This window comes from Streptomyces sp. NPDC043996, from assembly GCF_056435225.1.
Map to the genome: position 1 here is coordinate 299317 of NZ_JBWKEY010000013.1, position 24826 is coordinate 324142.

Annotated in this window: 16 protein-coding genes and 1 pseudogene; 13 read left to right on the top strand and 4 right to left on the bottom strand. The window is 75.6% G+C overall.

The window, feature by feature from the left end:
- Positions 1 to 17: 17 nt before the first annotated feature.
- From AC07A4_RS31160 to AC07A4_RS31195, 8 genes are all read left to right on the top strand, one after another.
- Positions 18 to 1190 (top strand): glycosyltransferase family 4 protein, encoded by a 1173-nt coding sequence (locus AC07A4_RS31160; RefSeq protein ID WP_478604988.1) that lies wholly within the window; start codon positions 18 to 20, stop codon positions 1188 to 1190.
- Entirely contained in the window at positions 1187 to 1915 is a 729-nt protein-coding gene (locus AC07A4_RS31165) for a class I SAM-dependent methyltransferase (RefSeq protein ID WP_478604990.1), read from the top strand. The genes AC07A4_RS31160 and AC07A4_RS31165 overlap by 4 nt, the downstream gene beginning before the upstream one ends.
- A complete protein-coding gene (locus AC07A4_RS31170; protein ID WP_478604993.1) occupies positions 1912 to 6375 on the top strand; it encodes an alpha-(1->3)-arabinofuranosyltransferase in 4464 nt (1487 codons plus the stop codon). The genes AC07A4_RS31165 and AC07A4_RS31170 overlap by 4 nt, the downstream gene beginning before the upstream one ends.
- Positions 6372 to 7727 carry a condensation protein gene (locus AC07A4_RS31175; protein ID WP_478604996.1) on the top strand — a complete coding sequence of 452 codons (1356 nt, stop codon included), beginning with the start codon at positions 6372 to 6374 and terminating at the stop codon, positions 7725 to 7727. The genes AC07A4_RS31170 and AC07A4_RS31175 overlap by 4 nt, the downstream gene beginning before the upstream one ends.
- A complete protein-coding gene (locus tag AC07A4_RS31180; RefSeq protein ID WP_478604999.1) occupies positions 7724 to 8533 on the top strand; it encodes a class I SAM-dependent methyltransferase in 810 nt (269 codons plus the stop codon). Before AC07A4_RS31175 ends, AC07A4_RS31180 begins: the two co-directional genes overlap by 4 nt.
- Positions 8534 to 8550: 17 nt before the next feature.
- Positions 8551 to 9501 carry a hypothetical protein gene (locus AC07A4_RS31185; protein ID WP_478605059.1) on the top strand — a complete coding sequence of 317 codons (951 nt, stop codon included), beginning with the start codon at positions 8551 to 8553 and terminating at the stop codon, positions 9499 to 9501.
- Positions 9498 to 9731: a Trm112 family protein gene (locus AC07A4_RS31190; RefSeq protein WP_478605002.1), complete on the top strand. Its 234-nt coding sequence runs from the start codon at positions 9498 to 9500 to the stop codon at positions 9729 to 9731. The genes AC07A4_RS31185 and AC07A4_RS31190 overlap by 4 nt, the downstream gene beginning before the upstream one ends.
- Positions 9732 to 9823: 92 nt before the next feature.
- Positions 9824 to 10441: a hypothetical protein gene (locus AC07A4_RS31195; RefSeq protein WP_478605004.1), complete on the top strand. Its 618-nt coding sequence runs from the start codon at positions 9824 to 9826 to the stop codon at positions 10439 to 10441.
- Here the strand turns inward: AC07A4_RS31195 and AC07A4_RS31200 are convergent.
- A complete protein-coding gene (locus tag AC07A4_RS31200) occupies positions 10438 to 11325 on the bottom strand; it encodes an ATP-grasp domain-containing protein (RefSeq protein ID WP_478605007.1) in 888 nt (295 codons plus the stop codon). The two genes, AC07A4_RS31195 and AC07A4_RS31200, sit on opposite strands and share 4 nt — an antisense overlap.
- A 208-nt stretch (positions 11326 to 11533) precedes the next feature.
- On the opposite strand from AC07A4_RS31200, the gene AC07A4_RS31205 reads away from it, so the two are divergent.
- Positions 11534 to 13000: an acyl-CoA synthetase gene (locus AC07A4_RS31205; protein WP_478605009.1), complete on the top strand. Its 1467-nt coding sequence runs from the start codon at positions 11534 to 11536 to the stop codon at positions 12998 to 13000.
- A 159-nt stretch (positions 13001 to 13159) separates the two neighbouring features.
- Here the strand turns inward: AC07A4_RS31205 and AC07A4_RS31210 are convergent, their stop codons facing one another.
- Positions 13160 to 16903, bottom strand: coding sequence for a S8 family serine peptidase (locus AC07A4_RS31210; protein ID WP_478605012.1), 3744 nt, complete (start codon positions 16901 to 16903; stop codon positions 13160 to 13162).
- A gap of 211 nt (positions 16904 to 17114) precedes the next feature.
- Between AC07A4_RS31210 and AC07A4_RS31215 the strand changes: the two genes are divergently transcribed.
- Genes AC07A4_RS31215 through AC07A4_RS31230 form a run of 4 tightly spaced genes read left to right on the top strand, consistent with a single transcriptional unit; the run spans position 17115 to position 24207 of the window.
- Complete coding sequence (locus tag AC07A4_RS31215; RefSeq protein WP_478605013.1) at positions 17115 to 17525, top strand: CU044_2847 family protein; 411 nt, start codon at positions 17115 to 17117, stop codon at positions 17523 to 17525.
- Positions 17522 to 19267, top strand: coding sequence for a VMAP-C domain-containing protein (locus AC07A4_RS31220; RefSeq protein ID WP_478605015.1), 1746 nt, complete (start codon positions 17522 to 17524; stop codon positions 19265 to 19267). Before AC07A4_RS31215 ends, AC07A4_RS31220 begins: the two co-directional genes overlap by 4 nt.
- Positions 19268 to 19301: 34 nt before the next feature.
- Positions 19302 to 20336, top strand: a complete 1035-nt coding sequence (locus AC07A4_RS31225) for an AAA family ATPase (RefSeq protein WP_478605016.1) — start codon at positions 19302 to 19304, stop codon at positions 20334 to 20336.
- A complete protein-coding gene (locus AC07A4_RS31230) occupies positions 20320 to 24207 on the top strand; it encodes an SAV_2336 N-terminal domain-related protein (RefSeq protein WP_478605017.1) in 3888 nt (1295 codons plus the stop codon). Before AC07A4_RS31225 ends, AC07A4_RS31230 begins: the two co-directional genes overlap by 17 nt.
- Positions 24208 to 24217: 10 nt before the next feature.
- Here the strand turns inward: AC07A4_RS31230 and AC07A4_RS31235 are convergent.
- Both AC07A4_RS31235 and AC07A4_RS31240 read right to left on the bottom strand, forming a co-directional pair.
- A pseudogene (locus AC07A4_RS31235) lies at positions 24218 to 24466 on the bottom strand (MFS transporter); the annotation flags it as partial.
- A 37-nt stretch (positions 24467 to 24503) separates the two neighbouring features.
- The coding region (locus AC07A4_RS31240) for an RNA-guided endonuclease InsQ/TnpB family protein (RefSeq protein WP_478605019.1) at positions 24504 to 24826 on the bottom strand (323 nt) is incomplete at its 5' end.

Here is a 24826-nt window from a genome sequence, read left to right on the forward strand (position 1 = left end):
AGACGATGGAGCACCCCATGCCCCAGCACGTGCCGTCGTCGCTGCGACCGGCCGCACCACGGCCCGAGCGGCCCCATCCGACGCTGCCCCCACAGCCGCGCCGGATCGCCTTCCTCGCCCGCCGCGACCTCGACAACCCCGCGGCCGGTGGCTCCGAACTCCTCGTCGACCGCCTGGCCGACGGGCTGACGCGCGCGGGCCACCAGGTCACGCTGCTGTGCGGCGGCCCCGCCGCCTACCGCGACTACCGCGTGGTGTCGGCGGGCGGCGACCTCGGGCACTATCTGCGCGCCCGCTCCGCCTACCGCCGCCAGGTCGGCGGCTCCGACCTCCTGGTCGAGGTGTGCAACGGCATGCCGTACCTGGCGCCCCTGTGGCACCGCGGCCCCACCGTGTGCCTCGTCAACCACGTCCACACCGAGCTGTGGGGGATGCGCTTCCAGGGGCCGCTCGCCCCGGCCGCCCGGCTCGGCCGCAAGCTCGAACACTGGGCCCTCTCGGGCGCCCAGCGCGGCAACCTCCTGATCGCCGTCTCGCCGTCGACAGCCACCGCGCTGCGCGACCTCGGCGTCGACGGCGACCGGATCCGCGTCGTACACAACGGCGTCGAGGAACCCGGGCCCCTGCACGACCGCTCGGACGAACCCCTCTTCCTCGCGATGGGGCGGCTCGTCGAGTACAAGCGCGTCGACCTGCTGCTCCGGCTGTGGGAGCGGGTCCGTCCCGTGACCGGCGGCCGGCTCGTGATCGTCGGCGACGGGCCCGAACGGGCCCGTCTGGAACGGCTCGCGGGCCCGGACGTGCAGTTCACCGGCCATGTCTCGGAGGCCGAGAAGCACCGCCTGCTGTGCGCGGCGTGGCTGCTCCTTCACCCCTCGGCCGTCGAGGGCTGGGGCCTGGTCGTCACCGAGGCCGCCGCGCGCGGCACGCCCGCGATCGGCTTCGACGTGCCGGGCGTGCGGGACTCCGTCGAGGACGGGGTGACCGGGCTTCTCGCGCACGGCGAGAGCTCGTTCGCCGCGGCCTGGTGCACCCTCGCCCTCAGCACCGAGCGCCGCCGCGCGTTCGGGAAGGCGGCCGCCGAGCGCGCCGCGCACTACCGCTGGGCCAACACTGTCCACCAGTTCCGTGCGGTGGCCGCCGAGGCGGTCGCCGCGTACGAACCACCACCAACGAAGAGGTCCGTGTGAAGGACCCGTCGCTGCGCCGCTCCGTGACCCTGTTCCGGGCCTTCATGCGGGAACAGCAGCAGCCGGAGCGGTGTTACGCGCTGCTCGCCCGTGACGCCGCCGACCAGGTCGAGCGCCATCTGCCCGTACGGGACAAGGTGGTCGTCGACGTGGGCGGCGGCGCCGGCTACTTCACCGAGGAGTTCCGCAGGCGCGGCGCGCAGGCGTTCCTCTTCGAACCGGACCTCGCGGAGCTGGGTGCCCAGGGCACCAAGCCGCCGGAGGGCGCGGTGGTCGCGGACGGCTATCTGCTGCCCGTCACCTCCGGCGCCGCCGACGTCACGTTCTCCTCGAACGTCCTGGAGCACGTCGCCGACCCGCAGACCTTCCTCAGCGAGCTGGTGCGGGTGACCCGGCCCGGCGGACTGATCTACGTGGCGTACACCAACTGGTTGTCCCCGTGGGGCGGCCACGAGTGGGCGCCGTGGCACTACTTGGGCGCCGAGCGCGCCCGCGCCCGCTACGAGCGGCGCACCGGCAGGCCCGCCAAGCACACGCTCGGCGTGAACCTCTTCGCCCATCACATCGGTCCGACGCTCAGACAGGTCCGGGCGCGTGACGACGTGCGCGTCGTCACGGCGCGCTCGCGCTACTGGCCGTTCCTGGCCGAGTCGGTGACGAAAGTGCCCGGCGTGCGCGAACTCGCGACCTGGAACCTCCTCCTCATCCTCAGGCGGTGCCCATGACCACCACGGCTCCTCCCCCGGCCGCCCTCAGACCGACGGCACCCACGCCGGAACCCGAGCGCGGGCCGCGCTCATGGCGCTGGCCCGCCGGGTTCTGGGCCGTGGCGTTCGTGTGCTTCCTCGCGGTCAAACCGGGGCGGATGACGTTCGACACCAAGCTCGGCGTCGCCACCGACCCGTGGCAGTTCCTCTCCGACCTGGGCCAGCTGTGGCACGACCGGGGCGGCTTCGGAGGCCTGCAGGACCAGTACATCGGCTACGCCTTCCCGATGCTGCCGTACTACGCGCTCACCGATCTGCTGCAGCTGCCGGTGTGGATAGCCGAGCGGCTGTGGTTCTCGCTGATCGTGGCCGCCGCCTTCTGGGGCGCCCTGCGGCTCGCGGAGCGGCTCGGGATCGGCGGCCGCGGCTCACGGCTGCTCGGCGCGGTGGTGTACGCGCTGTGGCCGACGTTCACCGTGGTGATCGGCTCGACCTCGGCGGCGGCGCTGCCCGGGGCGTTCCTGCCGTGGGTGCTGCTTCCGCTCACCAACGCCCGTGTGACCGCCCGGATCGCGGCGTTCCGCTCGGCGCTCGTCATTCCGTTCATGGGCGGCGTGAACGCGGCGTCGACGCTGGCCTCGCTGCTTCCGGTGGCGCTTTACCTGCTGTCGCGCCCGAACGGGCCGCGCAAGCGCAAGCTCATCACCTGGTGGGTGCCGGGCGTCATCCTGGCCACCGCCTGGTGGGTGGTGCCGCTGCTCCTGCTCGGCATCTACGGCGAGAACTTCCTTCCGTACGTGGAGAACTCGGCGACCACGACCGGCACCATGTCGGCCACCGAGACGCTGCGCGGCGCCGGTAACTGGGTGGCGTACCTGCACTTCGGCGACGCCTGGCTGCCCGCGGGGTGGACGGTCGCCACGTCCGTGGTGACCGTCGTCTGCTCGGCGCTCGCCGCCGGGCTCGGCCTCGCCGGGCTCGCGCGCCGCGACCTGCCCGAGCGGCGCTGGCTGGTCCTCACCGTGGCGTCGGTGGCGCTCATCACGCTCGCCGGGTACGGCGGCGCGTCCGGGGCGCCCTTCCACGGCACGGTGCAGGACTGGCTCAACGGCTGGCTGGTGCCGTTCCGCAACATCTACAAGTTCCAGACGGGGCTCGCCCTCGCCCTGGCCCTCGGCCTCGCGCACCTGGCGGGCGTGGCGGCGCAGGCGCGCGGCGCCCGCCCCGTGCCCGGGCGCCGGTTCGCGCCGCTGGTGTGCGCGCTCCTGGTGCTTCCGGGGCTCGCCTGGCCCTACCTCAACGGCTCGATCCTGCAGCCGGGTTCGTTCCGTGAGCTGCCCGACTACTGGAAGACCACGGCGAACTGGCTGGAGAAGTACTCGCCCGACTCGCGCGCCCTGGTGGTGCCCGCGACCGCGCACGGCATCTACTCGTGGGGCTCCCCCATCGACCAGCCGCTCGACGTGCTCGCCGACTCGCGGTGGGCCCAGCGCGACTACGTGCCGTTCGGCACGCCCGGCAACCGGCGCGCGATGGACGCCGTGGAGCAGGCCCTGATGTCGGGCGGCGAAGTGCCGGGTCTGCGGGACTACTTGAGCCGCGCCGGGCTCCACTACGTGGTCGTGCGCAACGACCTCGACCCCGACCAGATCGGCCATGTCCCGACGGCCACGGTCAAGCGCACCCTGGAGCAGTCCGGCTACACCCGCGTGACCGGCTTCGGGCCGACCGAGACCGGCGGCAGGATCGCCGAGGACACTCCGGTGCAGGTCGAAGGGTTGTACCCGCGCCAGAGGGCGGTGGAGATCTACACCCCCGGCAAGGACGTCGAACGGCCCGGACAGGCGGGCCTGAAGCCGGTGTCCAACACGGCCGTCGTCAGCGGCGGCCCGGAGGCGCTGCTTCCGCTGTCCGCCGACCCCGAACTGCGCGACCGGCCCGTGGTCCTGACCGGCGACAGCCACCCGGGGCTCTCCTCGCCTCCCGGGCTGCAGGCGGTCGGCGACGGGCTGCGGCGCGCGGACACCCGGTTCGGCCTGGTCAACACCAACACCTCGTACCCGTACACGAAGAACGAGAAGAACGCCTCCGGCGCGCTCCAGGACCCCGGCAAGAAGCCGCACCAGATCCTGCCGACCAAGGGCGTCGAGCACCAGACGACGGCCGAGCTGCGCGGCGCCAAGTCGGTGTCGGCCTCCTCGTACGGCAACTGGCTCTTCCACCTGCCGCAGTACGACCCGGTGAACGCCTTCGACGGCAACCCCGACACCGCCTGGACGGAAGGGAACCCGAAGAGCCCCAACGGCGAGTGGATCAAGGCGGAGTTCCGGAAGAAGACCGAGATCCCGGCGTCGTTCAAGGTCATGCCGCTGGCCCAGCAGGGCGTGCGGGCCGCCCCGACGAAGGTCCGGGTCGAGACCGAACAGGGCGAGAAGACCACCTACCTGCGGCCCAACGGCATGACGCAGCGCGTCGCGGCCAAGCCCGGTGACTCCGACTGGATCAAGATCACCATCCTGAAGTCGGAGAACGCCCAGCGCGGTCTGACCGGCGCCGGGTTCGCGGAGATCAGCATCCCCGGCGTCCAGGTGACCAAGCTGCTTCGGATGCCCGATGACGTCCGGGGCACGGACGGCGCCGACGCCGACGCGACGACGTACTCCATGCACCGCTCGGCCGACCCCAGCGGTCTGTCGCCGGTGACCGCCGAGGCCGGGCTTCACCGCCGGTTCAGCACCACGGGACAGAGCACGTACGACGTGAAGCTGAAGGCCGTCGCCGTGCCGGGCGGCGCGCTCGACGAGCTGCTCTACAAGGCGGCGCCCGGCACGGCGCCGCGCCTGATCGCCAGCGCGGACTCCACCTCCGACCTGGGCTCGGGCCTGTCCGCCCGCAACCTCACCGACGGCGACCTCACCACCGCGTGGATCGCCGGGGACCGCCCGGTGATCCATCTGCGCTGGCCCGACAAGGTCGACGTGGGCGAGATCGTGCTGCCCGGCGCGGGCGGCCTGTCCACGCGGCCCGAGAAGATCGAGATCAGCTCGCCGGACGGCGCGGCGACCGCCGGGGTCGACGAGAACGGCGTCGCCCGCTTCACGCCGATCCACACCAACCGGCTCACCATCACCATCACCAAGACCGCGCCGCTGACCCTGCACAACCCGGTCGCGGACGACAAGCTCCAGTTGCCCGTCGGCCTCACCGAGGCCTACATCCCGGCGCTCGACGCCCTGCGCACCAAGCAGCCCCGGGCGAGCCGCGGCTTCTCGCTCGCCTGCGGCGAGGGCCCCGAGCTCTCCGTGGACGGCAAGCTGTACGCGACCAGCGCCAAGGGCACCGTGCGCGACCTGGTCGAGCGGCGCCCCGTCGAGGTGACGCTGTGCGAGCGCGGCAAGAAGAAGGAGTCGGTGAGCCTCGGCGCCGGACAGCACCGGGTCGAGGCCGGTGACGCGGGCCCGCTCGCCGTCACCGACGTCACGCTGACCCGCGGCACGCCGGGCAACCTGGACACCACCGCCCGCGACCTGCGCATCAAGGACTGGCTCGGCGACAAGCGCGAGGTGAGCGTCGGCGACGGCGCCGCCGCGTACTTCACCACGTACGAGAACGTCAACGACGGCTGGAAGGCCACCCTCAACGGCAAGGAGCTGCGCGAGGTGCGGCTCGACGGCTGGCAGCAGGGCTGGCTGATCCCGGCCGGCGAGGGCGGCACGGTCAAGCTGACCTACGAGCCGTCGACGGTGTACGAGGCCGGGCTCATCGGCGGTGGCGTGGGCGTCCTCGCCCTGGTGGCGCTGGTGTTCGTGCGCCGCCGCGACCCGAACCCGGACGGGCCCGACGTGGCGCCGCCCGCGCCCGGGCTCGTGCTCGGCACGGTGGTCCTGACGCTGGTGGCCGTGGTGGTCGCGGGCTGGTTCGCGCTGCTCGTGCCCGCGCTCGCGGTCCTCGCCGCGCGGCGGCACACGCTGCTCGTGCCGCTCGCGTTCCTGGGGCTCGCCGGGGCGGGGATCGTCGCCGCGACCGGCGCCGGGGAGACCGTCGCCGCCGACTCGGGCGCCTTCGGGCACACCGCCCAGATCCTCGCGTACCTCGGCCTGTTCGCGGCCCTGGTGTCGGTGCGCGAGGCTGCTCCCTCGGGGGTCGCGGTCGCGGGGGCGCCACAGCCTCCGGCCGTGACGCCGGGAGCCGTTCCGCCGCCCGCCGCGCCGGGTCCCGACCCGCTGGCGAAGCACGCCGCGCCGCCGGCCGCCGACCCGTTCGCGAAGCCGACGCCACCGACGGCATCGCCGTCGCCCGCGCCGGGCCCCGACCCGTCCGCGAGCACCCTGCCGCTCGGCCCCGACCGCGACATGGGCGCGCCGCGCGGCCCGGAGCCCGGCGACGGCACCGCACCGATCACGGACCGGATGCCGGACCAGGCCCCCGACCAGGGCCCTGGCCAAGGCCCTGACCAGGGAGGGGAACACCGGCCATGACCGCCCTGGAGAACCCGGCCCGGCGTGCGGACGGCCCCGGCCGCCCGCCGCGCCGCGTGCCGTTCCCCGTCGTCGACGAGGTCGCCCGGCACTGCCTCCAGGAGGAGGAGCCGGAGACCGTCCACATCGAGGTGCACCTGCCGGGCACCCCGGACGCGGCCCGGCTGCGGACGGCGTTCAACGAGGCGCTGCGCCGCCACCCGCGCATCCTGATGCGGGAGGCGCGCGGCGCCTGGTACCGGCGCCGCTACGAGTGGGAGCTCACCGAAGGCCCTGACGTGGAGGTCGTCACGTTCCCGCGCCCCGAGGCCGACGGCCTGAAGCGGGCCAGGGAGCGGGCGCTGTGCGACGCGCCGCCGCTGACGGCGTCCCCTCCGGTGCGCCTGGAGGTCGTCACCGACACGGCGGCGGGCGACGGGGCCAGCGTGCTGTTCCTGACCATCAACCACACCGCCCTGGACGGCCCCGCCTGTCTGCGGGTCCTCGCCACGGCCGCCGAGCTGTACGGCGGCCGGGACAACGCGCCCGCCGCGCCCCCGACCCGGGCGCCCGCCGCCGCCACCCCGGCGGCGGGCGCCCGGGACGAGGGGCTGCCCTCGCCGTGGGCGCCGCCCGCGCGCGTCGCCGCGGGTGCGCCCGAGCCGTCGCCGGGCAACGGCATGCTGGTGGCGGAGCTGCCGGTGCCGCGCCGCCCCAAGGGCTCGCCGTTCACCGTCAACGACCAGCTGATGGTGACGACGGCCCTGATGATCGCCCACTGGAACCGCGAACACGGCTCCGCGCCCCGGCCGCTGCGCATCACCATGCCCGTCGACGACCGGCCGCGCGACGCGTCGATGCCCATCGGCAACGGCACCCGGCTCGTCGAAGTGCCCTTCGGCGCGGCCGAGTTGACGCCGCTCCTGGACGCGGGGCCGCACCCGGATGCCATCGGCGCGCTGCTGCGCCGCACCTCCGACCGCACCCGCGCCCTCAAGGCCCTGTCCCGCCCGCAGCTCGGCCACGGCGCGACCCTGCTCACCGCGCCGGTCCTGCCGGTCGGGGTGCGGGCCGCCGTCACCCGGGGGCTTCGCAGGGCCGCCGCGCCCTGGACGTCGACGACGCTGCTCAGCAACATCGGCCGGATCCCGTACGCCCTGGACTTCGGCGACGCGGGGGCGGCGTCGGCGGTGTGGTTCTCCGCGCCCGCCCGCGTGCCGCGCGGCCTGACCGTGACCACGGCGTCCACGGCGGGCCGCCTGCACCTGGCCCTGCGCTGGTCCAGGACGCTCCTTGGCCACGGCGACGGTGTCCGGCTGCGGGACCTGTTCGAGCACTACCTCCACGCCACCGAGGAGGGACCCGGCGCATGACGACGACCGGCGCGAGCGGCGCGACTGGCACGACCGGCGCAACTGGCACGACTGACGCCACCGGCACGACCGAGCGGGCCGCGCCCGAACGCCCGCGCGGCCTCCGGGACTTCTACGAGGACCCGGCCGTGCCGGTCGCCTCCGGGGACGCCCGCAGCCTGAGGCAGGCCCGGATGCTCGCCGCCGCGCTCGGCCCCGCGACGCGCGGCGCCCGCGTGGTCCTCGACGTGGGCTGCGGCGACGGCGCCGCCGCGCGCGCCGCCGCGCCGCTGCTCGCCGGGCACCGCGTCATCGGCGTCGACTGGTCCCAGGACGCGCTGCGCCGCGCGAGCGCGCACCTGCCGCACGTCGTGCGCGGCGAACTCACCGAGGGCGGCCTGCCGTTCGCCGCCGGGTCCGCCGACGCCGTGCTGTTCAGCGAGGTCATCGAGCACCTCGTCGACCCCGACAGCGCCCTCGACGAGCTGCGCCGCGTGCTGCGGCCCGGCGGCCACCTGATGCTGTCCACGCCGAACCTGGCCGCCTGGTACAACCGCGGGCTGCTGCTCGCCGGGGTGCAGCCGGTGTTCTCCGAGGTGAGCCTGCGCGGCATCCACGGCCGTCCGGGCCGCGAGGTCGTCGGCCACCTGCGCCTCTACACCGCCCGCGCGCTGCGGGAGTTCGTGGCCGCGTCCGGCTTCGACGTCGTCCGGCTCGCCGGGGCGCCCTTCCACGGCGTGCCGCGGCCCCTGCGCCCCCTGGACCGGCTCGCCTGCAAGGTGCCGGGCGCGGCCTCGATCCTGCTGCTGCACGCCCGGAAGGCCTGAGGCCCATGTGGGTGGGTGTGGTCGCGGCGCTGCTCGCGAACGTGCTCTACAGCACCGGCTTCGTCCTGGAGAAGCGGGCCCTGACCGCGATGCCCTCGGTGAGCGTGCGCCAGCCGCTGCGGCTGCTGCGGCAGGTCGTGTCGAGCCCGCTGTGGATCGGCGGCTCGCTGGCGCTCGCGGCGGGCTTCGGCGCGCAGCTCGCCGTCTACCGCACGCTGCCGATCGCCGCCGCCCAGGGCATCTTCGTCTCCGGCCTCGTCCTGCTGCTCGTGCTGTCCGCGCGGCTGCTCGGCGAGCGGACCTCGACGCGCGAGCGGATCGCCGTCGGCGCGATCCTCCTTGCGCTGCTCATGGTGGTCCTTTCCCTGGACGAGGGGTCCGACACCGTCGGCGAGGACGCCCCGGTGCCGCTGGTGCTCCTGGTCTGTCTGCCCTCGCTCGCGCTCGGCGTGTGGCTGTACGCGTACGGCGAGCGCCGGGCGCGGAACTCCACGGCGCCCGCCACGGAGCCGAGGGCCCACGGGAGGCACCGGCAGCCGTCGTCGGGCGTGGAGTACGGCGTCGGCGTGGGCCTGCTGTACGGCGTCAGCTCGCTGGCCATCAAGGGCGTCTCCGGCCATCTCACGACGGACGGCTTAGGCGGCGAGCTGCTCGGCCTGCTGGCCTCGCCGTACCCGTATCTGCTGCTGTTCACCGGCGCGTTCGGTCTGATCATGTCGCAGGCGGCGCTCCAGCGGTGCCGGGCCTCGCTGATCGTGCCGGTGTGCACGACGGTGACGTCGCTGTTCACGGCGGTGCTCGGGACGTTCGCGTTCGGCGAGGCGCTGCCCGAAGAACCGGTGCGGCTCGCGCTGCGGGTCGCGGGCACCCTGCTCGCCGTGACGGTGCTGCTCGTGATGCCCAAGCACGACGCGCCGCCGCCCGCCGCCGCACCCTCACCACCCCCCAAGGAGCTGACCTCCGGATGACCCCCGACGACCCCCTGCTGAAGATCCTCGCCTGCCCGCTGGACAAGGGCCCGCTCACGCTGCTGGAGGCCGAGGAGTCCGACCCCGCGGGCGTGGAGCAGGCCCTGTACAACCCGCGCCTGCGCCGCCGCTATCCCATCGTGGACGGCATACCGCAGCTGCTTCCGTCGTCCGGCGAGCAGATCGCCGAGGACGAGCACGAGCGGCTCCTGAAGCGGGCCGCGCGCTGAGGCCGGTGCGAACGGTACGGACCGTACGGCCCGGGGTGCGCTGAGACCGGGCGCGGAGGGGGCGCCCACCCCCGGCCGGGCCATGGGTCACGATGGGGCCCATGCCCACATCCCCCTCCGCGCCCTTCACCCCGCTGGACTTCCAGCTGGTGCTCCTGCGCCGCATGGCCGACCACAACCCGGACCTCGTCGAGGACGCCCGGCGCGCGCTCGGCGTCTCCGTCGCCGGGATGCGGGAGGCCAACCGGCGCTGGCAGGCGATGGCGCGCGGCCCCCGCGCCCGCGCGGCCGTCTCCCGCTACCGCTCGGTGCTCGGCGAGCCCGAGGCGCGTACGTCCCGCCGCATCGGCGACCTGGAGTGCGAGGCGCTCCTGTGGCCGGTGCCGCTCTGGCCCGACCTCCGCTTCGAGGTGCTCCTCGCGCCGAACAACGCCGTCTGGAACGAGTGGCTGGTCCGCGCCCCCGGCGCCCCCTCGCCCGCGCTGCGCACGCTCGCCGACCTGACCCCCTGGTCCTGCACGGTCGACGAGGCCGCCCGCGCCTTCGCCCCCGCCCGCCCGATGGAGGGCACGGCGCCCACGCGGTGGCGGCTCGCGTTCAGCGGCCCGGACACCAGCGACGCGGCGGGCCCGCGGCGGCCGTGCGTCGCGGAGTTCACCTGGGGGCTGCTCCAGCGGGTGTCGTTCCCGGGCGGGGACGACAGCCCCTAAGGCCTGCCCGCGCCCGCACGCTGAACGATCTGTTCCGCGGCCACCGGCAGCGAGTGCGGGTGGACGCCCAGGAACAGGTTCGGCTCGACGAGTTCAAGCTCCATCACGCGCGGCGCCCCGTCGTCGCCGTCGACCAGGTCCACGCGCGCGTACAGCAGCTCCGGCGCGCCCGGTACGGCGGCCAGCGCCCGCTCGGCGACCTCGCGCTCGGCGGCGGTGGGGTGCCAGGCGCGGACGCCGGGGTGGGAGACCTTGGGGGCGTCGAAGGCGACGCCGGGGGCGAGGACGGCGCCCTTGCGGATCGCGTGCTGGAAGCGGCCGCCGAAGAACACCAGGGCGCGCTCGCCGGTGGTGTCGACGCACCGCATATAGGGCTGCGCCATGGCGGTGAGGCCCTCGTCGTGCAGCCGGGCGACGTGGGCGCGGGCGGCCGCGCGCTCGCCGGGGCGGTAGCGGGCGGCGAGGTGGGCGCCGCCGCCGTAGGCGGGCTTGATGACGAACTCGCCCTCGGGGAGCACCGCTTCGCAGCCGTCGCCGGGAGCCGCGTACGCCGTCGGCACGGTGGGCACCCCGGCCGCCACGAGGTCGCCCAGGTAGCGCTTGTCGGCGTTCCAGCGGATGACGCGGGCCGGATTGGCGAGCGCGGTAAGACGCTCGACCTTCTCCGTCCAGGCGGTGAACTCGGCGACGCGCTCGATGTAGTCCCAGGTCGACCGTATGACGACGAGGTCGTAGGAGCCCCAGTCGACGTCCTCGTCGTCCCACACCACGACCCGCGCGGTGGCGCCCGCGTCGCCGAGCGCCCGGACGAGCTCCGGCAGGTCGCGGTCGGGGCCGATGTCGGGCCGGGGGCGGTGGGTGGCGAGGGCGACGGCGAGGCCCACGGGTGCGCTCCTTGGGGTACGGGCGGCCCGGGCGGAGCGCCGCGCGCAGGCTAACGCGCGCCTGCCCCACCGGAAAAGCGAATTCGGCGCCCGCAGGACCGCCGCAGGACCGCCTCCCCGGCCGGGGGCGTGCGGAGGCGGGCGGGTGGATAGGTTGGCGGTGGACCTCATTGTGATCAAGCTCCCGCGCACCTACGGAGGACGACCCGTGGAACCCGAACCCCTCATCCCCGCCCTGACGGCACCGGGCGCCCGCCCCGCCCTGCGGTTCGGCGAGCGATCCCTGTCGTACGCCGAACTCGCCTCCGGCGCGGGCGCGGTGGCCGCCCGCGTCAGGGCGGCGGGCGCGAACCGGGTGGCCCTGTGGGCGACGCCGACCCTGGAGACCGCCGTCGGCCTGGTGGCGGCGCTGCTCGCCGGGGTGCCCGCGGTGCCGCTCAACCCGAAGTCGGGCGACAAGGAGCTGGCGCACATCCTCGGCGACAGCGAGCCGACGCTGGTGCTCGCCGCCGCGGGCGACGAACTGCCCCCGGCGCTGGGCGCCCTGGCCCGGGTGGACGTCACCGAGATCCTGGCCGGAGCCCCCGAGGCCGCTCCCGCCGCCCGTGAGATGTCCCCCGAAGACCCCGCCCTCATCGTCTACACCTCCGGCACCACGGGACCGCCCAAGGGCGTGGTCCTGCCCCGGCGCGCGCTCGCGGCGACGCTGGACGCCGTCGCCGACGCCTGGGCGTGGACCGGGGACGACGTCCTCGTGCACGGCCTGCCCCTGTTCCACGTCCACGGCCTGATCATCGGCGTGCTCGGGCCGCTGCGCCGGGGCGGCTCGGTGCGGCACCTGGGCCGGTTCAGCACGAGCGGCGTGGCCAGGGAGCTCGCGGACGGCGCGACGATGATGTTCGGCGTGCCGACCATGTACCACCGCGTCGCCGAGGCGCTCCCCGACGAGCCGGAGCTGGTCAAGGCCCTCGCGGGCGCGCGCCTGCTGGTCTCGGGTTCGGCGGCGCTGCCCGTGCACGACCACGAGCGGATCGCGTCGGCGACGGGGCGGCGGGTCATCGAGCGGTACGGGATGTCGGAGACCCTGATGAACACGAGCGTCCGCGCGGACGGCGCGCCGCGCGCGGGCACCGTGGGCGTGCCGCTGCCGGGCGTCGAACTCCGCCTGGTCGACGAGGCCGAGCGGGAGATCTCCGGGGACCCGGAGGCCGTCGGCGAGATCCAGGTGCGCGGCCCGAACCTGTTCACCGAGTACCTCAACCGCCCCGACGCCACCGAGGCGGCGTTCGCCGACGGAGGCTGGTTCCGCACCGGCGACATGGCCGTGCGGGACCCCGACGGCTATGTCCGCATCGTCGGCCGCAAGGCCACGGACCTCATCAAGAGCGGCGGCTACAAGATCGGGGCCGGTGAGATCGAGAACGCGCTCCTGGAGCACGACGGCGTGCGCGAGGCCGCGGTCACCGGCGAGCCGGACGCCGACCTGGGCGAGCGCGTGGTGGCGTGGATCGTCCCCACGGACGCCGCGAGGCCCCCGTCCCTGGAGGAACTGGCCGACCACGTGGCCCGCCGCCTGTCCCCGCACAAGCGCCCGCGATCGGTCCACTACCTGACCGCGCTGCCGCGCAACGACATGGGCAAGATCCTCAAGCGAGCCCTGTCAACCGACGTTTGAGGACAAGCGCGCAAGCGCGAGTTTCAGCCCGTCCGGCGTTTGAGGACGAGGCGCGAAGCGCCAATTGTCTTGAGCGGGGGAACGGGGGCAGCCGCACCCGGATCGGGAAGGGGCGGGCCTGGGGCGCCCCGCGAGGGCCCCAGGTCCCGCCGCCCACGGCTACCGCACCCCCACCGCCCGAACGATCTCCTGGGAGACCGACCCACCCCGGTCGTCCCGGACCACGGCCCGCAGCGAAACCCCCGGAGCCCCACGGGGCACCCGCAACTCCCCCTCCCAGGAGTCCCGCTCCCCCACCCGGGACAGCGGCACGGCCCGCCACGAGCCCCCGTCGTCAAAGGACACCTCAAGCGAGGCCCCACCGATCCGGCCACCCCCCACGGACCCCTTCACATGCTCCGCGAAGATCCCCACGGGCACCTTCCGCCCGCCCCGCACGTCCCCGTACAGGTCGGTGTCGACGTCGAAGCCGAGGTTCAGCAGCGGCAGGAAGGTCTTGCGGTCCTCGGGGGTGCGCGCCGAGCGCACGGTCCACTCCGTGTGGGCCTTCGTGGCCAGGCGCCACCGCCCGGGGTCGAGGGAGGTGTCGGTGACCACCTTGTACGTACGCTCGGCGGGGTCGGCGTCCCACACGTACACCCCGGAGCTCTTCCGCCGGTCGACGAGGACGCCGTCGGCGTACACGGCGCTCTCCTGCGTCAGTGAGTCATCGCTCCACACGTCGCCGAAGCCGGTGTGGTCGGGCCCGGAGTCGCCCCAGCCGGGCACGTTGAACTCCAGGTCGTCGCCGCGGCGCTGCTGGCCCCAGCCGAGGCCGGTGCCGAGCCACGGGTGCCAGACGGGCTTGAACCAGTCGAGCCGAGTGCGCTGGCCGCCCCGGTAGGAGACGAGGCCGCCGCGCTGCTCCAGGGTCGTGGGCCCCGACTGCGTGGACTCGTGCCACAGCCGCCCCTTGCCGGAGGCCACGTAGTCGGTGCGCTCGGCGGGGTAGGAGGTCTTCTCCAGGAAGCCGATGCCGACGCGGAAGGTGTCGGTGATCGAGTAGCGGAACTCCCCGCCGGGCGTGGCCTCGCGCGCGGGCGCGTGGAACTTCGCGTCCACGACGGCGAGTTCGCCCTTGCCCGGCCGGTAGGTGAGCGGGCGGTCAGGGACGGAGCCGGTGAAGCCGTCCTCCAGGTCGTAGACGTACGGCGGGTAGGGGGTGCCCGTGACGGACACCGGGCGGTGCGCGTGGGCCGCCTTCAGGAGCCGCGCGCCGTCGGCCGCGCTGACCGTGGCGATGGTCAGGGGCCGGCCCTCGTTGCCGTCGGTGCCGAACCAGGCGTTGAGGCGGCCGGGCACGGCGTCGGTGACGAACAGCGCCTTGGCGCCCGCGTCCTGGGCGGTCTGGGCGAGCTGGGCGGGCGTCGGCTGGCCCGCGGCGCCGGAGCGGCGGACGACGACGGCCTTGCCGCGGACGTCCTTGCCCGCGTACGCGGCGGGCGTGCCGTCCCCGGCGGCCACGGGCGTGAGCCTGGCGCGCCCGTCGGTGACGGTGCCGCCGGGCTGGGCGACGGCCGCGCCGAGGCCCGAGACGTCGAGCGTGGGCTTGCCGAGGCGCCAGACGGTGCGGTACGCGAACGTGCCCTGGCGCACCTTCGGGGTCGGCGCCGCGAAGACGCTGTCGTACTTGACGGGCACCTGCACGGCGCCCTGGTACGACGAGCCGTGCGCGGTGCGGTCGACCTCCATGAGCAGCTGCCGGGTCTCGGCGCGGCGCGGCACCTTCGCGGTGATCTCCCGCAGCTTCCGTGCGTCGAGGGTGACCTGGCGGTCGCGGTCGAGGGTGACCTCGGGCGCGGCGAGGAAGCCGAGGCCGAGGGAGTCGGCGCCGTGGGCGCCGCGCACGTCGAGGAAGGAGGACAGGGCGTACGCGCCGGGCTTCAGGCGCAGCTTCAGCTCGCCGGAGTCCCCGACGGCCACGGGGTAGGGGTCCTCGCCCTTGGCCAGCGGCTGCACCACGACGTCGGCGGCCTCCGGGGCCCCTTCGCGGTCCTTGACCCGTACCGTGAGCGTGTACCGCTCGCCCTCCTTGACCAGGCCGAACACGGTGTGCGCGACGGCTTTACCGTCCGCCTTCGCGATGACGCGGCCGCTGGTGTCGCCGACGGGGGCCTTGGTGCCGTCGCCGGTGACGGTGGTGGTGGCATGGCCGTGCGCGGGCACGGTGAGCTCGCGGTCGGCGAGCGTGACGACGCCGTCGGCGGCGCCTTCAGCCGTGAGGCTCAACTGGACAGGCCACGCCGATGAGTTGGTGTAGGTGATCTTCCGGGTGACCGGCTTGTTGTCGCCGTACGGCCAGGAGTAGAAGCCGAAGTCGGCGGCGCCGGTCGCGGTGACCTTCGCGTCGATCGCGGACGGCACGTCCACGCGGCCCGCGCCGAGCGTGTACGCGGACGCGTCGAGCCGGTGCGAGGTGGACATCAGGGCGTCCTTGAGCCGGGGCCCCGACCAGTCGGGGTGCCGCTCGGCGAGCAGCGCGGCGACGCCGCTGACGTGCGGGGTCGCCATCGACGTACCGCTCATGGCGGTGTAGTCGCCCTGCCCGGGGGCCAGTTGGGAGCGGGCGGCGAGGATGTCCACGCCGGGCGCGGACAGGTCGGGCTTGAGGGCCTGGTCGCCGAAGCGGGGGCCCTGGCTGGTGAAGTAGGCGGCCTTGTCGGCGGAGTCGACGGCGCCGACGGTGAGCGCGGAGTCGGCCGCGGCGGGCGAGCCGATCGAGGAGGGCGCGCCGGTGTTGCCCGCGGCGATCACGAACAGGGCGCCGGTCTCCTTGGAGAGCGCGTTCACGGCGGCCGCCATCGGGTCGGTCCCGTCGCTCGGCTCGCTCGAACCGAGGCTCATGGACACGACCTTGGCGTCGACGTCCCTCGCCGCCCACTCCATCCCGGCGACGATCTGCGACTCGCTGCCGAAGCCCTCGTCGCTGAGCACCTTGCCGACGGCGAGGTCCGCGCCGGGCGCGACGCCCTTCTCCTTGCCGTCGGACGCGGCGCCGCTGCCGCCGACCGTGGAGGTGACGTGCGTGCCGTGGCCGTCGCGGTCGGCGACCTCCTGGCCGGGGATGAAGCTCTTCGTCGCGCTCACACGGCCCTTGAGGTCGGGGTGCGTGGCGTCGACGCCGGTGTCGAGGACGGCGACCTTGACGCCCTTGCCGGTGAGCCCGGCCTCCCAGGCCTTGGGGGTGCCGATCTGGGCGTTGCTGGCCTCCATCCGGGCCTCGACGCGGCCGTCGAGCCACACCTTCGCCACGCCGCCGCCGAGGCTCCCGGCCCTGGCGCCGCCGGTGACGCTCCGCCAGAACGCGGCGCCCGGGCGTGCCGTGACGGCGGCGCCCCGGATGCTGGGCAGCGGGCGCACCGCCCGCGTGCCGCGCGGCGCCTGGCGGGCGGCGGCGGAGTCCTTGTAGGTGACGATGAGCGGCGTCACGCCCTGCTCGTCGCCCTTGCCGCCCTTGCCGTCCTCGCTGCCCACGCGCTGGCGCAGCAGCTCGGTGACGTCGAAGAGCCGCCGGTCGAGGACGCCCGCGCGCAGGTAGGGACGGGCCTCGTCCGGGACGACGGTGACACGGCCGCCGCTGACGTGGGTGCGCACGGCGCCGCTCGCGCCGGGCGGGCGCTGGACGGCGACGGCCTGCTTGCCGCCGCCGAGCCGGGTCACGGTGACCCGGTCGCCGGTGACGAGGGTGACGGTGCCGGCCGCCTTCCGGGCGTGCGGGGCGGGCCCCTCGGCGCGGGCCCCGGCGGCGGGCGCGGCCGTAGCGGTGGCGGCGGTGGTGAGCCCGGCGGGCAGCAGGGTGAGGGCGAGCCCGGCGGTCAGGATGCGGCGGCGGGGGCGGCGGGCTCGGCGGGGTCTCTGCGTCAAGGCGACCTCTCTTCGTCGGCACCACGTGCGGATGACGCCCGGACGGGTGGTCCGGGACGCACCGAGAAGTGTCAGTCCGCTGGTGTTGCGGGAGAGTTGCGCGGGGCTGGCGGGAAGCTGCCAGGGCGGCTTTCCGCCAGCTGGGAGGTCCGCCACAATGTGGGCCCTGAGTGCTGCGCACAGGGCGAGGCTCGACCGCGGGGGGGACGGCATGGACGACGGCTTGGTGGAGTTCACGACGGGGGACGGGGCGCGGGTGGTGGTCGCCCTGGCGCCCGAGGACATGGAGGGCGTGCGCCTCGTCTCGCGCGGCGACGGGCCCGCCCAGGCCGCCCGCACCTTCGAGGCGTCCCTGGACAGCGCGCGGGCGGCCGCGGAGGCCGCGCTCAGGGTGTTCCGCGACGGGACCCTGAAGCCGGACACGGTGGAGGTCGAGTTCGGCGTGCGGATGACGGCGGAGGCCGGGGCGGTCCTGGTGAAGGGCTCGGCCGAGGGGCATCTGACGGTACGTCTGGCCTGGTCGCCGCGGAGCGAGCGGGTGCCGGAGGCCCGCGCGGCGGACAACGGCGCGGCCCCGGCGGCCCTTTCCCCCGAGCGCCCGGAGGCCGCGTCCGCCTCATGAACAGCGCCTCCTGGCACGCCCGTGTACGGTGCGGACGCGAGACGGGCGCGGGCTTCCTCGTGTCCGACCGACACGTGTTGACCTGCGCCCACGTCGTCCGCGACAGCTCCAGGGCGCCCGTGGCCGTCGCCTTCCCGCACGACAGGGACCTGGGCGCGCTGACCGCGAGCTTAAGCGCGCACGGCGGCTGGGACGGCCACGGCGCCGACCCCGGTGACCTCGCCGTCCTCGAACTCGACCGGCCGGTCGCGATCGTGCCCGCGGGCTTCGCCGACCCCGGCGACGCGTACGCCGAGCCCCGGCCGCGCCTGGTCGCGTACGGCTTCCCGCGCGGGTACGAGGAGGGCACCATCGCCGAGTACCGCGCCACCGCCGCCCAGTTGATCGCCGACGAGTGGATCCAGCTGGAGGCCTGGAACGCCCATGGGCAGGCCCTGGCGCCCGGCTTCAGCGGGGCCGCCGTGGCGCTCGCCGACAGCGGGCTCGTCGTCGGCATGGTCTCGGCGGTGGCCGGGGCGTCAGGGGTGCGCAACGGCCGGATGCTGCCCGCCCCCGTCATGGCGCGCTACTGGCCGCGCCTGGCCGAGCTGATCCCGGCCCCCGACCGGGACCGGACGGCCCCGCGGCGGCTGCGCGAGCTGGTGAACCGGGCGGAGAAGGCCGGGTCCGCGCTGGCCTGCGCGCCGGAGCGGCTCTACCTGGACGCGGTCGGGCCGCTCGGCCCGCCGGTGCCGCCGGGCGGGTTCGCCTCGCTGTGGGCGGCGGCCTGGTACGTCCTCGCGGAGGTGGACGTGGCCGGGGCCGCCGACCGGTTCGCCGAGCGCCTCGCGGAGCTGGTGGCGACGGCGGACGGGCCGGGCCCGAAGGAGTGCTTAACCAGCCGCTGCGGCCCGGCGGCCGTTCCGGCCCCCCGCCCCGCCCCCGCTCCCCCGGCCCGCCCCGCCTGGTCGCCCATCCTCGTGGAGCTGTCCCGCAGCGGCGCCGGGGGCGACCAGGTCCAGGTGGAGGTGTCCGCCTGCCGTGACGGACGGCGGCACCCGGTGGGCACGCCGCGCACACTGCCGCGCGGCCGGGTGCGGGCGGGTGTGCAGGAGCTCATCGAGGAGGCTTTCGGCCATCTCTCGCCGGACGCGGCGGAGCTGATCGCCTTCGTGCTGCCGCGTGAGTGGCTGAACGAGCCGGTGGCGCGCTGGGAGCGCAGCGCCGACGACCCGACGCCGCTCGGCTGCTCCTACCCGCTGGTCGTCACGGACCGCTCCCGGCGCGCGGGCGGCCTGCGCCACCAGCTCGCCCGCAAGTGGGAGCGGCTCGACGACAAGGCCACGACGGCCGTGCACCGCGTGGACTGCGGGGCCGGGGAGGCACCGAACAAGCTGCGCTTCCGCCTTCGCCACGGCGAGACGGACCTGGCGGGCTTCGCCGCGCCGCCCCGCACCCCGCGGCTGCGGCCGCACTTCGAGGTGTCCCTGAACGCGCCGACGCCGGTGCTCCTGTGGCCGCGCTCGGGGTGCGAGCACGACGGCGGGCCCTGCTCCGGCGCGCCCTTCCTGGACCAGCTCGCCACCCATCTCTCCCGGCATCCGCCCGCCGAACTCCCCTACCATGTCATGGAGTTGCGGGAGGCGGCGGACGCCTGTGACGAGCCCGACAGACACTGGGCGCGCGACGTCCAGATCCTGTGGGACGACCCCCGCTGCTTCCCCGACGCCGCGGCCGCGCCGCTGCGCACCCCCGTCGCCTGACCGCCCGCACCTACGAAGGATCCCGGAGTCCGTGATGTCCCTGTGGCCCGTCTACACCGGCACGAGCGAGCCGCACGACGGCATCACCCGGCTGCCTCCGCCGCCGCCGTGGCGCGCCTTCGACGGCGGCCCCGTCCTGCCGGCCCCGCGCGCGGGCGAGCGCTCCGCGTCGCCCGACCGCACGCACCGCGCGCGCACCTACATCGCCACCGACGAGTGCGTGCAGCTCGTCAACGCCGCCCTGTACCTGCGCCGCCCGCTGCTCGTGACGGGCCCGCCCGGCAGCGGCAAGTCGAGCCTCGCCTACGCCGTCGCGCGCGAGCTCGGGCTCGGCCCGGTGCTCCGCTGGAACATCACCAGCCGCAGCACCCTGCACGACGGCCTGTACCAGTACGACCCGCTGTCGCGCCTGTACGCGGCCGGGCGCGCCCAGGAGGAGCGGGCGCCGAAGGAGCGCGCGGGCGTCGAGGACCACTTGCGCCTCGGCCCGCTCGGCACCGCGCTGCTGCCCTACGAGCGCCCCCGCGCGCTGCTCGTCGACGAGGTCGACAAGAGCGACCTCGACCTGCCGAACGACCTCCTGAACGTCCTGGAGGAGGGCCAGTACGAGATCCCGGAGCTGGTGCGCGTCGCCCGGCACACCCCTCAGGCGGACCTGCTGAGCGCCGACTTCGGCCCGCCCGTGCCCGTCGCGCACGGCAGAGTGCGCTGCCGGGCCTTCCCGTTCGTGGTCCTGACCAGCAACGGCGAGCGCGAGTTCCCGCCGGCGTTCCTGCGCCGCTGCGTCACGCTGCGGCTGCGCCAGCCGCACGGGGAGCACCTGGAGGAGATCGTCCGCGCCCACCTGGGCGAGCCCGACGCCTACGCCCGCGAGCTGATCGCCCGCTTCCTGCGCCGCGGCAGCGGCGGCGAGCTCGCCACCGACCAGCTCCTCAACGCCCTGTACCTGACGGGCGCGGCGGGCCTGGAGGCGTCCTCGCGGGACGAACTCGCGCGGCTCCTCATGCCCTACCTCGGCGGCGATGCCTCACTGCCGCCGGACGAGGATTCCGATGGCGCCGCCTTCTAGCTCCGCGCCCGGCCGCCCCGGCGCCCGCCTGGACCGCCTGGCCGCCGTGCTCGCGGCCGCGGCGGGCGGCGGCACCGGGCCCTCGGCGGAGGAGCTGGCCGAAGTGGTGTGGCTGGCGGGGCACATGGGCGGCCCCGCCGATGGGCCGCTCGCGCCGTCGCCGGACGAGGGCGCCGCCGCCCCGCCGCCGTTCCCCGAGCCCGCGCCGCCCGCCCGGCCGGACGCCCCCGGCCGCCCGGAGCCTTCGCCCGCGCCGCCCGCCGGTGGCCGTGTCCCGCTGCGCCTGCCCACCGGCGGTGGCCCGCGCCCCCGTCCTGACGCCACCGGCGCGGCGGGCGCCGGGGCGAACGGCGCCGGGGACACCGGACGCGGCGGCACCGCCCTGCGGGTGCCGGTCCCGCCGATGCTGCCGCACCCGCTGGCCCTGCAGCGCGCCCTGCGCCCGCTCGGCCGCCGCGTGCCCGCGCCCGACCGGAGCGTCCTGGACGAGGAGGCGACCGCGCACCGCATCGCCGCGCTCGGCGGGCGCCCGCGCGACTGGCTGCCGGTCCTTCGGCCCGCCGCCGAGCGCTGGCTGCGGCTGTGCCTGGTGTACGACGTGGGGCCCACGATGCCCGTCTGGCACCCCCTGGTCCGCGAACTGCACACCGCGCTCGCCCAGTCGGGCCTGTTCCGCACGGTGGACCTGCACCCCGTGGCGCCGGACGGCACGGTTCCGGCGCGCGCGGCCGAGGTCACCGCGACGGGCCGCACCGTCACCCTCGTCATCAGCGACTGCATGGGCCCGCAGTGGCGCGAGGGCCCGGCGGGCCGCCGCTGGCTGAGCACCCTGCGCCGCTGGGCCGACCGGCTGCCCCTGGCCGTCCTCCAGCCGCTGCCCGAGCGGCTGTGGCCGACGACGGCGCTGCCCGCCACGCCCGGCCTGCTCGGCGCCCCGCACGCGGCGGCCCCGTCCGCCGCGCTCACCTTCGCCCCGTACGACGCCTCCGGCGCGCCGCCCGGCGCGGTGCCGGTGCCCGTCCTCGAGGTCGCGCCCGCGTGGCTGTCCCACTGGGCGAAGCTGGTCGCGTCCGGCGTCCAGGTCCCCGGCGCGGCCTGCTGGCTCGGCCCGGCGCCCGGCGGGGCCGACGACGACGCGCCGCGCGAGGACATCACCCTGCTGTCCGCCGAGGAACTGGTCCTGCGCTTCCGCTCCTCGGCATCGCCCGAGGCGTTCCGCCTCGCCGGGCACCTCGCCGTGGGCGAGCCGCGGCTGCCGCTGATGCGCCTGGTCCACGCGGCCGTGGAGCGCCGCCCGCGCCCCCAGCACCTGGCGGAGGTCGTCCTCAGCGGCATGCTCACGGGGGCGCCGGGCGGGGAGCCCGGCGCGTACGCCTTCCGCGAGGGCGTACGCGATGTCCTGCTCGGCACCCTGCCGCGCTCAGCGCGGGGGCGCACCCGGCAGCTCCTGTCCCGCGTGGGCGGGTTGATCGACGAGCGGGCGGGGGCGGCGCCGGGAGCGCTGCGGGCCCTCGCCCCCGGCGCCGCCCGGGGTCCCGGGCGCGGGGAGCCGGCCGAGGCGGAGCCGTTCGCGGAGGTCAGCGAGGAGAGCGTACGGCGGCTCGGGGGCGGGGGCCCGATGCTGTTCGCCGGGCGCTACCGGCTGCTGCGGCAGACGTCTTCGGGCGACGAGTGGCTGTCCGAGGACACCGCCAACGGCGATCTGACGGTCCTGGTGCGCGTGTACTCGCACCGCACGTGGGCGCGGGTGAACGTCACCGAGAACGCCCGGCTGCTCGCGCAGATCAAGCACTCGGGCGTCGCCGCCGTCCTGGACTACGGCATCCACGGCGGCACCCCTTATGTGGTGCAGGAGTTCGTGCCCGGCAGCAGCCTGGGCGAGCTCCTGGCCGACGAGCCGGACGGCCTTCCCACCGAGCGGCTCGTCACCACGCTCCCCCGGGTCGCGGGAGCGCTGGCCGCCCTGCACCACAAGGGCATCGCCCACGGCGCCCTTGACCTGGACCACATCGTCGTCGCCCCGGGCGGCCCCGTCCTGCGGGTCCTCGGCACCACACCGCTCGGCGGCGCCCGGCGCACGGACGACCTGCGCGCCCTCGGCGAACTCACCCAGCTGCTCGCCCCGCCCCGGGAGGAGCGGCCCGCGTGGCTGCGCGAAGGGCTGCGGACGGCCGTCGACGACCTCGTATCGCGCGATCCGGAGGCACAGGCGCGGGGGCTGCGGCGGCTGCGGCGGCTCGTGCCGCCCGAGGAGCGCCGCCACTACGCGCTCCTCGGCCCCGTCCGGGTCTCCCTGACCCGCGCCGAGCTCGCCACCTGCCCCCGGCACGAACTGGCCATGCTCTGCCTGCTGCTGCTCCGCCAGGGCGGCGTCGTGCCGTACCACGAGCTCATCGACGGCGTGTGGGACGCGCCCGCGCCCGCCACCGCGCGCCGCCTCCTCGACTCCTACGCCGCCCATCTGAACGAGGTGCTCGGCCCCGACGCCGTACGGCAGCGGGACAACGGGTACGAGCTGCCCCTTGACCCCGTGCACGGCGTCGAGGACATCGATGTGTTCCGGTTCCAGGACCTTGCGGCGGAGGCGCGGCGGGCCCGCGCGGCGGGGGACACCGCGCGCGAGCGCGAACTCGCCTCGTCGGCGCTGTCCCTGTGGCGCGGCACGCCCCTGGAGGCCGTTGCCGGGCCCGCCGCGCGCGCGGTTCGCGAGCGCCTGAGCGGCGCCCACAAGGCCGTCCTGAGGTCGGTGTCGGACTCGGTGTCCCTGTCGTTCGCGTTCGCGGCCCGCCCCGGCTGGCAGGCGGACGCCCTGACGAAGCTGAGCCGCACGGTCACCGACCTCCTCACGCGCGGCGGCGCGGCCCCCGAGCAGTTCGAGCTGCTGCCCCGCGAGCGCGGCTGGGAGGCGAGCATCGGCTCCGAGGTGTCGCTGCCGCACCTGCTGGCCGAGGTCCTGCGGGAACTCCCGGAGGTGGTACGGCGGTTCAGCGGGCTCGGGCTCGTCGTGACCGTCGAGGACGCCCCCGAGCCGGAGCCGCCGCCCGCAGCGGAGCACGCGACCGTGGTCGTGCCCGCCGGGCTGCGCGAGGCCATCGACCACCCCGGCTTCCGGCCGCTGCCCGGCACGGACGCCTGGTACTGCCGGATCGCGGCCGCCACCGGGACGCCGACCCCGCTGGCGGAGACCCTCGCCGCCGCCACCGCCGTCGTCCTCGGCTTCGACGGCACCCTCACCCGCCTGTACGCCCCGGGCAAGGCCCGCGACGCCGCGCTGCGGCTGCTGTCCGTCGTCGTGGAGGCGCGGGACCCCGAGGACGCGCTGGGCGGGCGGCCCGTGCCCCGGGCCGGGGGCTCGTCGGAGTTCGTGCACCCGCTGGACGTCCTTCGCGCATTCGCCGGGCAGGGCGCCCTCACCGGCGAACTGCACGACCAGCTCGACCGGATCGAACGCCAGGCGGTGTACAGCGCCCGGCCCACGCCCCACGCCGTCGACCTGGTCCGCGTCCTGCGCGCCAGCGAGCGGCCCCTGGCCATCGCCACCGACACCGCGCCGCGCGCCGTCACCACGTACGTGCGCACGCACGGGCTCGGCATCCCGCCGGAGGCGCTGCACTGCCGCGCCCCCGCCGCCCCGCGCCTGATGCCCGATCCTGAGTGTCTGAGCCGGGCGCTGCGGCAGCTGGGCGTGGCCGCGGGGCGGTGCGTGATGATCGGGGCCACCGTGCCGGAGGCCACGGCCGCCCGCGCCCTCGGCCTGCCCTTCGTCGGGCTCGCCACCGACGGCCGCTCCCGGGAGCGGCTGCTGGCCGCCGGGGCCCGGCACGTCGTGGCGTCCCTCGACACGGTCGCGCACGCCGTGCGGGGCGCCTGACGTCAACGGGTCAGGCTTGCGGGTCCCGGGCGTCGTACCGCAGGAAGGCGCGCCAGCGCGTCACCAGCAGGCCCACGGCGAGCACGCACGCGAGGCCGCCGCCGACGATCGCGACGCGCGGCGACGCGAGGTCGCCGGCCGTCCCGGCGAGGAAGTCGCCGAGGCGCGGCCCGCCCGCCACCACCACGATGAACACGCCCTGCAGGCGTCCGCGCATCGCGTCCGGCGTGGCGGCCTGGAGCATCGTGCTGCGATACACCGTGACTCCTCCCCACCCTGAAGGGCGGAGCTTCTCGCTATGCCGGTTGGGCTTCGCGACGGACCAGCCCGGCCCGCAATACGTTGAGTGCTCCGACGACGTCGGCGTGCGCCCGGTGGCCGCACGAGACGCAGTGGAACTCCTCCTGTGTGGGCCGGTTCTCCTTGGCGGTGTGCCCGCATTCGGGGCATCGCCGGGAGGTGTTGCGGGGGTCCACGGCCACCACTTCCCGCCCGGCGCTTTCAGCCTTTGCGTTCAGGATCGCGAGGAACACCCCCCAACCGGCATCAGCGATCGAGCGGTTCAGCCCGGCCTTCGCCGCAGCCCCGTTGGGCAGGAAGCCGCCCGCGTTGTCGGGGT